Source organism: Bacillus sp. JJ1503 (genome assembly GCF_036965125.1).
Lineage (GTDB): Bacteria > Bacillota > Bacilli > Bacillales > Cytobacillaceae > Cytobacillus.
This window is the reverse complement of sequence record NZ_JBALOZ010000311.1, coordinates 1-11,174: the sequence shown is the minus strand read 5'-3', so window position 1 is coordinate 11,174 and position 11,174 is coordinate 1. Positions and strand designations below refer to the sequence as shown.

The 11,174-nt window shown below is 40.7% G+C and carries 10 protein-coding genes and 1 riboswitch; of the genes, 4 read left to right on the top strand and 6 right to left on the bottom strand.

All coding sequences use genetic code 11. The features are described from left to right. The first annotated feature begins 114 nt into the window (after nt 1-114). The 4 genes from V7149_RS21070 (at nt 115) to V7149_RS21055 (ending at nt 3,253) form a co-directional block, all read left to right on the top strand. Nucleotides 115-867: an amino acid ABC transporter ATP-binding protein gene (locus V7149_RS21070; protein WP_335347554.1), complete on the top strand. Its 753-nt coding sequence runs from the start codon at nt 115-117 to the stop codon at nt 865-867. A gap of 17 nt (nt 868-884) precedes the next feature. After that, nucleotides 885-1,730: a transporter substrate-binding domain-containing protein gene (locus tag V7149_RS21065; RefSeq protein WP_335347553.1), complete on the top strand. Its 846-nt coding sequence runs from the start codon at nt 885-887 to the stop codon at nt 1,728-1,730. 72 nt (nt 1,731-1,802) lie between these two features. Then, nucleotides 1,803-2,504 carry an amino acid ABC transporter permease gene (locus tag V7149_RS21060; protein WP_335347552.1) on the top strand — a complete coding sequence of 234 codons (702 nt, stop codon included), beginning with the start codon at nt 1,803-1,805 and terminating at the stop codon, nt 2,502-2,504. A 23-nt stretch (nt 2,505-2,527) separates the two neighbouring features. Next, nucleotides 2,528-3,253 carry an amino acid ABC transporter permease gene (locus tag V7149_RS21055; RefSeq protein WP_335347551.1) on the top strand — a complete coding sequence of 242 codons (726 nt, stop codon included), beginning with the start codon at nt 2,528-2,530 and terminating at the stop codon, nt 3,251-3,253. A gap of 435 nt (nt 3,254-3,688) precedes the next feature. Here V7149_RS21055 and V7149_RS21050 read toward each other — a convergent pair whose 3' ends face one another. The 6 genes from V7149_RS21050 to mtnK all read right to left on the bottom strand — a co-directional run bounded on the left by V7149_RS21050 (nt 3,689) and on the right by mtnK (nt 10,667). After that, entirely contained in the window at nt 3,689-4,531 is an 843-nt protein-coding gene (locus V7149_RS21050; RefSeq protein ID WP_335347550.1) for a YitT family protein, read from the bottom strand. A 133-nt stretch (nt 4,532-4,664) separates the two neighbouring features. Further along, a complete protein-coding gene (locus V7149_RS21045) occupies nt 4,665-5,654 on the bottom strand; it encodes an ABC transporter permease (protein WP_335347549.1) in 990 nt (329 codons plus the stop codon). Next, nucleotides 5,623-7,161 (bottom strand): sugar ABC transporter ATP-binding protein, encoded by a 1,539-nt coding sequence (locus tag V7149_RS21040; RefSeq protein ID WP_335347548.1) that lies wholly within the window; start codon nt 7,159-7,161, stop codon nt 5,623-5,625. The genes V7149_RS21045 and V7149_RS21040 overlap by 32 nt, the downstream gene beginning before the upstream one ends. A gap of 163 nt (nt 7,162-7,324) precedes the next feature. Then, complete coding sequence (locus tag V7149_RS21035; RefSeq protein WP_335347547.1) at nt 7,325-8,422, bottom strand: sugar ABC transporter substrate-binding protein; 1,098 nt, start codon at nt 8,420-8,422, stop codon at nt 7,325-7,327. Continuing rightward, nucleotides 8,422-9,480 carry an S-methyl-5-thioribose-1-phosphate isomerase gene (gene mtnA / locus V7149_RS21030; RefSeq protein WP_335347546.1) on the bottom strand — a complete coding sequence of 353 codons (1,059 nt, stop codon included), beginning with the start codon at nt 9,478-9,480 and terminating at the stop codon, nt 8,422-8,424. Before mtnA ends, V7149_RS21035 begins: the two co-directional genes overlap by 1 nt. Beyond that, nucleotides 9,477-10,667, bottom strand: coding sequence for an S-methyl-5-thioribose kinase (gene mtnK / locus V7149_RS21025; protein ID WP_335347545.1), 1,191 nt, complete (start codon nt 10,665-10,667; stop codon nt 9,477-9,479). Before mtnK ends, mtnA begins: the two co-directional genes overlap by 4 nt. A 78-nt stretch (nt 10,668-10,745) precedes the next feature. Then, nucleotides 10,746-10,899: riboswitch (SAM riboswitch) on the bottom strand. Between the last annotated feature and the right edge of the window lie 275 nt (nt 10,900-11,174).

Sequence of the window (11,174 nt, the reverse complement as noted above, 5' to 3'; positions counted from 1 at the left end):
TTGTGCTTGTCGGGGGTGAACACAAAGGAAAGCTTCTGCGAATAATCATCGCAGGAACAATTGTCCTTTGATTGTTCCGAAGGCGCTTGCGCTTTTCTAACAAGGAGGGGGAATATGATCGAGTTAAAAAATATCCAAAAGCATTTTAAAAAAAATCATGTATTAAAAGGGATCGACCTTGAAGTTAATAAAGGGGATGTTGTAGCCATTATTGGCCCGAGCGGATCAGGAAAAACTACACTCCTCAGATGCATCAACTACTTGGAGCGCCCGGATGATGGACTAATAAGTGTTGACGGGTTTACCGTTCAAGGAAAGCATCCCCCCAAGCAGGATATTCTTACATTAAGAAGAAAAACCGCCATGGTTTTTCAGCACTATAACCTGTTCAAGAATAAAACGGTTCTGGAAAATGTGATGGAAGGGCTCATAGTTGCTAAAAAACTGCCTAAAGCCGAAGCAAAGGATATCAGTCTATCTCTCCTTCAGAAGGTAGGGCTGGCTGAAAAAGTAAATGATTATCCTTCACAGCTTTCTGGTGGTCAACAGCAGCGGGTTGGCATAGCACGGGCGCTTGCATTAAATCCATCGGTCATTTTATTTGATGAGCCCACTTCCGCTCTCGACCCAGAAATGGTTGGAGAAGTGCTGTCAATTATTAAGCAAATAGCAGGTGAAGGCATCACCATGGTGATTGTGACACATGAAATTGATTTCGCCAGAGATGTAGCGAATCGAGTTGTCTTTATGGACGACGGCGTCATTGTGGAACAAGGGCATCCCCAGGATGTTCTAATTCATCCAAAGCACGAGCGGATGAAGCAGTTTCTAAAACGGCTAGTCCGTGAACCAGAATATCTAATTTAAAGCAGGAGGTCGTTTTAATGAAAGGTTTAATTAAAACAGCGATTCTAGCATTTGTGCTTATACTTAGCCTCCCAGGCTGCTCCCAAAGTACAGGAACAGGAAAAGACGATGGAAAAATAGTTGTAAAGGTAGCCTTAAGCGACGAAGTCAATCCCCCATTCTTGTATACAGATGAAAATAACAATCCAATTGGCTATGACATGGACTATATGAAGGAAATCGAGAAAAAGCTTCCTGAATATAAATTCGAATATCTTTTTGGTGAAGAAGAAGCCAATTTAGTTGGTGTTGATACAGGTAAATACACATTCGCGATTAATTGGTTCTTTAAAAATCCTGAAAGACAAGAGAAGTTTCTTTTTCCTGAACAAGAATTCGGATATTCCCTTACTTCGCTCGTGACAAAGAAGGATCGCAATGATATTAAATCTTTGGATGACATGGTCGGCAAAAAGTTCCCACCAATGGCACCGAGCGGCGGATTACGTACTATTCTTAATTCATACAACGATAAACACAAAGATAACCCGTTAACACTCGATACCATTGAGCACGCTTCAAATGCTGATAATTTAAAAAGAGTAGCTGAAGGTAAGGCTGATGCGATATTCCTCAATGTTACAACCTTTAATGAAATGCAGAAACAAATGAATCTTGATTTAAAAGTTAGCGGGATCGTTTCAAAGGAACCAATTTGGGTTGTATTCAATAAAAAGGAAACCGAGCTTGCTCAGAAAATGGATAAAGCGACTAAGGAGTTAATTGAAGACGGCACCCTTTCAAAGCTGTCTGAAAAATGGTTTGATGTCGACTTCTTTAAGGATTTGGATTATATCAATCAAGAAGGCTTTAAATTTGAGTAAATAGTTTCATAGATTGACTCCGACGGCAGCGATGAACGTCGGAGTCATTTTTACAGCAGGCGGTGAAATAAAATGATTAGTTCGGGATTCTCCGATTGGCTGGACTTATTAATGAGAGTATTAAATAAGCTCCCGCTTACTTTACTTATGTTAGGTGTTTCACTTTTCTTTTCTTTAATTATCGGTGTTATTGTCGCCATTGTCCGGATTCAAAAAAGACCGATTTCATATGCAGTTGCAACATTTTATTTGTCTTTCATGCGTTGTACGCCATTATTAGTTCAGCTATTCCTCGTTTATTTTGGACTCCCGCAGCTACTGTTGCTTGTAAATATTGATATTAATGGCTGGGATCGTTTTGTATTTGTTGTAATTGCCTTTTCTTTATATACAGGCGCCTACCTTTCTGAAGTGATTAGGTCCGCCTATATGGCAGTCGGAAGGGACCAATTGGAGGCTGCCTACAGTATAGGAATGAGCTACTCACAGGCTTTGCGGAGAATCATTCTGCCTCAGGCGTTTTTAGTTGCCTTACCTGATCTCGGGAATAATATTATTGAATTGCTGAAGGATACCTCCCTTGCCTTTACGATTGGCATCATTGATATTATGGGGCAGGTTCGGATTATTCTAGGAAATAACTACGGAATCGGCATGTTCGAAGTGTACTTTATCATTTCGTTAGTGTATTGGGGCACATGTATTGTAATAGAAAATTTGATTGCACTTTTAGAAAAGGGATTAAAAAAGGGCCGTGTCAGCATTGCAGATTAATTTTTTAAAGGTAGTGATCTCTCTTGACTTTTATCGACTTTGACTTTGCATTAAAGCAATTTCCAGAGGTGCTGAAAGGTGTACCTTTAACTCTGATTATTGCGGTTTTTTCTATGATCCTCGGAATCATATTTGGCCTTTTGATTGCCTTATGCCGAATTTATAAAGTGCCCGTTTTGCATCGAATCGCTATGGTGTACGTCTCCTTTATTAGAGGCGTGCCGATGATTGTACTCCTTTTCGTATTATTCTATGGGATACCTGCTTTGTTTGATCTCATAAACAAACAGCTTGGGTGGAGTCTGGATGCTGATCAAATTTCACCTGTTGTGTATGCCTTAATCGCCTATACCCTGAATACAGCAGCTTACCAGTCCGAAATTTTCCGCGCATCCATCAATGCCACCCATGCCGGCCAAATGGAAGCTGCCTATTCAGTAGGCATGACGACAGCTCAAGGCTTACGAAGAATTATTTTGCCGCAAGCAATGGTCCTTTCTCTACCTAATCTGGGCAATACATTTATTGGTCTCATAAAGGCAACTTCTCTTGCTTTTGCGGTTAAGGTCATTGAAATCATGGGCATGGCGAAAATTATTGCAAATGATGGCTATAAATATTTGGAAATGTACTTAGTAGCAGCCTTGATTTATTGGCTTCTCTGTTTTGTCTTTGAAGTTCTTTTTGCACAGCTTGAGAAAAAAATGAGGCGCTACGAGGCGAGGATGGATGAAGGGATGTCTGTTTAAAGCAGAGGACATGATTTGATGGACAGGTTTTTGCCGATACCCGGGAACCTGTCCAGTAAACTTGGTTTGGTGGACAGCTTTTTGCCGATACTCGGAAACCTGTCCAGGAAACTTGGTTTGGTGGACAGCTTTTTGCTGTAACTCGGAAACCTGTCCAATAAACTTGGTTTGATGGACAGCTTTTTACCGTAACTCGGAAACCTGTCCAGGAAACTTAGTTTGGTGGACAGCTTTTTGCCGATACTCGGAAACCTGTCCAGTAAACTTGGTTTGGTGGACAGCTTTTTGCCGTAACTCGGGAACCTGTCCAATAAGTCATCACTAGCTGGATGAACCTATTCATCACACCAAACGACAGTAAGCCACAAAATAAGGATGTTTGAAAGGGGAGCTAGGCCCCATTCCAAACATCCTTTTCATCTTTCTCTATAAGTGTTAATCCGCTTTTGAAATCTCCCCAAAGCCTAATCCAAACACGTCTCGAACATCATGAATAGCAATAAATGCATGGGAGTCTGCTTCTTTTACAATTTTCTTCAACTTTACAATCTCCTGGCTGCTTATGACTATATAGAGGATATCCTTTTGCGCTTTTGTGTAATAGCCGCTTCCGGAAAAGACAGTCACACCTCTATGCATCTTCTCATTCACCTGCTGTGCAATTTGATCAGGCTCTGTTGAAATAATCGTTACCGCTTTTTTCGTGTTAATTCCCTCAATTACGAATTCCATCACCTTTGTTGCAATATACAGCATCAAAATCGTCAGCATCAGCTTCTCAGCACCAATGATAAAATAGGAAGAAAACGCAACAATTAAATCAAAAAATAATAAGCCATAGGCTAAATTCCAGCCAAGATATTTCTGGGTAATTCTAGCTAAGATGGTCGATCCGGCTGTTGTCCCGCCTACGCGAATGATTAACCCAATTCCTACACCAATAATAACAGCTCCAAAAATAGTGGAGACGACAATTTCATTGGAATCAATCGTCCAGCCTTCTGTCAAATGCAAAAATAGAGAATTCAGTACAACCGCAATGATCGTATAAATCGTTGTCATTTTACTCAAAAATTTATATCCAACCATTAACAAAATTGAATTTAGAACAAAGTTAACGAGACCCGGCGACCATTGCCAGAGGTAGTAAGCAATAATGGTAATCCCAGTTACCCCTCCCTCTCCTAGCTCATTCGGGATAATAAATACATTAACCCCTATTGCAAATAGAAAAGCTCCAATAAAAATATATACAATATCTACAATCCTTTTTCTCATTTATGTACCATCCTTGTACCTGTAGAATCATCCCATTATACTTTGATATGAATGTACTTTTCAACCTATTTAGAGGAAAAAAATGCCTGACCCCATATGCGTCAATTCCTACGCACCGAAGCTCAGGCACTATTTAATGGGAGAATTTATTTTTTGCGTGCATATAAGTGACAGCCAATGCCAGCACTAATACAGAACCTTTTACAATATCAAAAGCATAATAGGGGAGATTTAGAATGGTCAGTCCGTTTAGCAAAATTCCAATAACGGCTGCACCGAAAAATGTCCCGATTGCATTTGGTTTTCCAGCACCAAGCACGGAATATCCAACAAACACGGCGGCAACAGCCTCCATTAAAAGGGGGGCGCCGGCATCAATTTGTCCAGATCCCACACGTGCTGTAAATAATATTCCTGCGATTGAAGCAAAAATGCCAGAGACGACATAGGAAGCAAACTTTACCTTCTTAACGTTTACTCCGGATAAAGTGGCTGCTTCCGCATTGCCCCCCGTCATATATAAAATTCGGCCCCATCTCGTATGATTTAACACTAGAAAAGTAACAATCACTAACAACAGCATAATCCACACAGGAACCGGAAGTCCGAGCATTTTCCCTTGTCCGATCCAGAGGAAGGCACTTGAAAATTCACCAATCGCAGTTCCTCCTGAGGTTAAGGGCATATGATTATAAATCGAATAGCCCTCCGTATACGTTCGGTGAAGCCCCGCAACAATATACATCGTGCTTAATGTTGCAAGCAAATCAGGAATCCCAATGACGACAATTAATAACGTATTGAAAACCCCAACAAGGACACCTACAAGGATGGGCAAAATCAGCACAAGCCAGAGCGGCATATCATACCAGACCATTAATGAGGCTGTAACAACGGTTGACAATGACATCGTTGATCCAACTGACAAGTCAAAACCGTTAACGACTAAAGTGAATGTTACTCCTAAAGCCAGTACCGTAACGATGGAAATCGAGCGCAGAATGTCGGCAAAATTCCCATATGTGAAAAATGCATCGCTAATCAAACTAAAGTAAAGGATAATAAATATCATTAGGGCAATAGCACCGTATTTAAATAGAAACTGAATGCTTTTCTCTTTCATGCTGCTCTTCCTTTCCGCCGCTTGCATACAGCAAAATCTTCTCTTGTGTGGCTTCGTTACGGGAAAACTCCTTCACGATTTTGCCATCGTACATGACAAGAATTCGATCTGATATTCCAAGGATTTCATGAATTTCACTAGAAAAATAGATAACCCCTTTTTGCTTTTCTGAGATTTGCCGGATGAGTTTAAAAATATCAACCTTTGCTCCAATATCCACACCCTTCGTTGGCTCATCGAACAAATAAATGCTGGAATCCAGCGAGGTCCACTTTCCTATCGCGACCTTCTGCTGATTCCCACCGCTTAAATGTACAAGCGGGGTTTCGGTATTATTTGTTTTTATTTGGAGACTGGCGATGATTTGGTTGGCAAAGGCTGTTTCTGATGGCTTATGCATAAAAAAGCCCCGCGTAAATTTTCGTAGATTTGGAAAGGTGGAATTGATTCTTAGAGATTCATGAACAAACAGACCTTCTTTCCGTCGTTCTTCTGGAACAAGGGCAATACCCGCTTTAATGGCATCGGATGGATGGTGAATTTTTGCCTCTTTCTTGTTAAGTGAAATTTTCCCTTGCTTAGCCGGAGTCACCCCAAATAAAGTCTTCGCAAGCTCTGTCTTTCCAGCACCAACTAAACCAACAACTCCAACAATTTCTCCTTTAGAAACAGAAAAAGAAATATGATTAAGCTTATGGCCATCAGTTAATTCTAATACTTCTAGTAATGTTGAACCGATGTGCTTCTCATGCTTTCCAAGTTCACTAGTAAAAGCGTCACCGAGCATATCCTCAATAACCTGGTCTTGGGTAGTTAAAGCCGTTTCTGAAGTACTCACTGTTTTCCCTTCCCGCATCACAGTTACTCGATCACAAATTTCAAATACTTCCGGAAGCCGGTGTGAAATAAACACACAGCCTACACCTTGATTTTTTAATTTTTCCATCACGGAAAACAGCATCTCCGATTCATGAACAGATAGTGGGGCAGTCGGTTCATCGAAAATAATAATTTTTGCCGAGTGAACTAATGCCCGTGCGATTAAAACAATCTGTTTTTCAGCAAGCGTTAGCTCTAGGGCTTGCTTTTGTACGGAAATATGCTCGGACTGAAGCTGTTTCAATGCCTCTTTTGCTCTTTCGTTGATCTTTTTTTTAGAAATGAAGAGAGTTTTTTGAGAGGCAAATGTATCAAGCATAATATTTTCAGCAACAGAAAGTTCAGGTACAATGGCTGTATCGACCTCTTGGTAAACACAGTATACTCCCTGTTCCTTTGCTGCTTTAGGTGAATGGAACCGAATCTCTTTTCCATCAAGGAGAATTTCTCCGCCGTCATGCTCATACACGCCGGACAGAATTTTCATGAGCGTACTTTTCCCGGCGCCATTCGCACCAAGCAGTGCATGGATTTCTCCCTTTTTAAGCTGAAAAGAAGCATCATTCAGTGCCGATACTTTCCCAAATTGTTTTTGTATTTTCCCCATCGCAAGCAGCGTATCCGCCATGAAAATACCTCCTTTCTAAACTGGACATTCGTTGTTTCCACTTTTCTCGCCTTTTCGGGAAAAACGGGAAACTTCCTAGACTTTCATTCTATTTTTCTCGTGTTTCCCCAGAAAAACGGGAAACTATTCAACAGTTGGTTTCCCGTTCAATCTCTTTCTTTGCTTATTTAAGCTGTCCCTCTAATTCCTTTAATGCATCGTTATAGCCTTGTTCACTCGCTCCCCAGCCTTCGATGTATTCGCTAAGCTCGTTTGTAGTGACTTGTTGATCAGGAAGTTTGGCTTTGTCTACAAATACTGGGTTAAGGACAATTTTTTGCTCCGGATTTTCGCCATTGATTTTTTGGTATAAATATCGCACTTGGATGCGTCCGATATCCTTTGGATCAACTGCTGCAGAAGCAACCCATGGGCTATTTTCCTTTTGAATCATCTGTAGGTCTTCATCACTCATGTCGATGCTGTAAACTTTAATGTCCGTTCTTCCAGCTTGCTCAATGGCACGAACAGCACCTTTAGCAAACTCATCCCAAGCTGCCCAGACAGCTGTTATTTGTCCTTCCTTCGGATATTGCTTCAAAATTGCTTCCATTTGTGCCTGTGTATCTAATGCTGTATTAGCTGTAGCTGCTCCAAATGCAGCAATTTCTTTAATGCCAGGGTTGTTTTTCAAAAATGCTTCATAAGCTACTTGTCTTCTTTCCATTGGTGCAAAGCCAGCTACCCAAATTTTTACGATATTAGCTTCACCATTTGCATCTTCGCCTAGTTTATTCAACGTCATTTCGGCCATTTTCTGATCGCCTTGCTCTAACACAGGAACTCCTTCAACCTCAACACCAGCATCAAATGCAATGACCGGAATCCCCTTTTCTACTGCTTTTTCAACTCCGTTATTTAAAGCTTCTTTTGTTCCGTGATCGATTAATATCCCGTCAAAGCCTTGGTTAATGGCTGCATCCAGGTTAGAAGCCATTTTTGCTAAGTCCCCTTCAGATGTAAAAACATTTACCGTTCCGCCGAATTTTTCTACCTGCTCTTTTACACCTTCAATATATTGAGCTGAAAATGTCCCTAAGTTTTGCTGCATCACTAATGCAATTTTTTTATTAGCAAGCGGATGGTCTGATTTCTCTGCATTTTTTGGTGCATCCGATTCTTTTTGATCGGAAGTAGCCGTATTGCTTTTTGGCTGACATCCTACTAAAAATGCCGAAACTAGTAAAATAGCTAAAAGTAATATCGATAGTTGTTTTTTCATTATTTTTCTCCCTCTCTAACTAGCTCACCTAAAAGGCTTTTGATATTTTCATTGAAGTTTGGATAGATAATCCCTTTTTCCGTAATGATGGCCGTAATATATTCCGCAGGAGTGACGTCAAACGCCGGATTAAAAACATTTGTATTAAGTGGCGCTACTGGGATGCCGCCAATATGGGTAATTTCCTCAGCTTTTCGCTCTTCAATTGGAATCTCCATTCCACTCGAAATTGAAAGATCAAAGGTTGAAGCTGGAGCTGCTACATAAAATGGGATATTGAAATGTTTAGCTAAAATCGCCAAGCCCAGGGTACCGATTTTATTCGCTGTGTCTCCATTAGCAGCAATCCGGTCAGCCCCGACAATAATCGCTTCAATTCCCTTTGAGTGAATCGTATGGGCCGCCATGCTGTCCGTGATCAAAGTGACATCGACACCTGATTGCTGCAGCTCCCAAACGGTTAGCCTTGAGCCTTGGAATACTGGACGCGTTTCACATGCATATACATGAAACTGTTTTTCTCGTTCAACGCCAAGATGGAAAGGCGCAAGTGCTGTCCCGTATTTTGCCGTTGCAATGGACCCTGCATTGCATATTGTCATCACATTCGTAAAGCTATTTAACAATGACAGGGCATGCTCGCCAATTTGTCTGCACGTTTCTTCATCTTCTACATGAATCTTAATTGCTTCTTCAAGAATAGTCGTTTTTGCTTCATTGACGCTTTTCGCTTCCTCAGCCACTGCTACAATTCTTTCAAGCGCCCAGAATAAATTGACTGCTGTTGGTCGTGAACCTGCTAGATAACGAAAATCCTTTTGAAGATGTTCGTGGAATTCCTTTAATTGTTTCGTTTCATATTGCTGAGCCGCGATCGCAAGTCCATATGCAGCAGTTATCCCAATTGCAGGCGCTCCACGGACCTTTAAAGTGACAATAGCATCGAATACTTCCTCAATCGTATCAAGCTGAAGATACTCAATTTGATGAGGGAGCTTTTGCTGATCAAGAATAATCAGATGTCCATCTTTCCATTCAATTGATGTTGGAACCTTCATGCCTTCCTCTCTCCTAACAGTGAAATAGCTTCTTTTATTGAATTTAACACGTGGCGATTTAAGATTAATGTTTCGCCTAATGCAAGTGCCCGTCTCTTAGCTGCAATTCTTTTCTCATGATCCTCAATACCGTCTAAATCCTTTACATGTGCAAGACCAATCGTCCTTCTAATTAACTCACAGCCAGCAAAGCCGAGTGTGTCAGAAAAGATTTTCTGTAAAATGTATTCTCTATAGCCTTCGACCTTTGTATAAACTTCCAGGTTTGACTCTTCCCATAATTCAGTAAATACTGAGCAAAAAACGGTCCAGGTATTCTCGATATGTTCAAAAATAACAGATCGATTCGCTTCCTCTCTTGAAATCCCATGAAGAAATAGATTTCCGATAAATAAACCAACATCAAATCCAATCGGGCCATAAAAAGCAAATTCAGGATCAATTACTTTCGTTTCTGTGCTGCTTGCAAAAATACTGCCAGTATGTAGATCACCATGCAATAATGCTTCTGCTTCAGTTAAAAAGCTTAGCTTTAACTTGGCCGCTTCAAGCTTCAAAAGGCTATTATTCCAAATGGCTTCTACATCTGCACGCAATTCTGGTTCAAAATCATTTGTATCATGGTCGAAGAAAGGATCAGTAAAAATCAGATCTTCTGTAATTTTACAAAGCTCAGGATTTGAAAATTCAACTGCTAAACGTTTTTTCTCAAATGGATGCAAGGCAAAGTCCGATGTTGAAAATAGCGTTCTGGCTAAATATTCGCCAATATCGCTTGATAGCTTTGGATAAGATTCCCCTTTAATAAGTCCCTCACGAGCAATCGTTAAATGCGATAAATCTTCCATAACCGTAATAGCTAGGTCTTCATCAGCATGGTAAACCTCTGGCACAAGCTGAGGAACAAACTCACCATGCTTTTTCAGCGCATTCGTTTCGATCGTTGCCCGCTTTAATGTGAGCGGCCAGCTTTCCCCCACTACCTTTGCATAAGGGAGCGCTTGCTTGATAATAACGCCTTTTTCATTTATTGAGTCAGTTATATGGAATACATAATTCAGATTGCCATCTCCAATTTCGCGACAGTTCAATACTGAACCTTCAGAAAATAGATTTAGCTCTTTCGCAAGCTTCACCGCTGTCTCATCAGTCAACGGCTCATACTGTTTCTTTTGTAAAATTGTCATCTTTTCTCACCCTATCTATGAAAATATAAAAAGCCTCTTTCTCATCACGAAAGAGGCTTACGAATACAAATTCTCTGCCTCTTATCTCTCAGAAAGTTTCCTTTCCGTTGGAATTAGCACCGTGCCTTGCGGGAAAATCCCGGCGCTAAAGTAGCGCCCCGTTTCACAACGGTATTACGGTCGGTTGCTGGGCTTCATCGGGCCAAATCCCTCTGCCTGCTCATGATAAGAGTATTTAACATATTCACGTTAGTTTGCTTGAAATGAATGTTAGCATGCGTTTCTGGAAAATGTCAACCACCTTTTTCTAAATTTATTTTATTATCTTGCATTACCCCGGATTAATTTTCATAGCGACCGTTTGCGTTGTTTTTTCTTGGTTAAGGGTATTATAGGGCCTTCATAACTACCTTTAGCTACATTTTCACCTGTCGATGGGAGTTATGAATGCTCCTTAACTATCTTCAGCCATATTCTCACCTGATGATGGGCGTTATAAAGACTTCT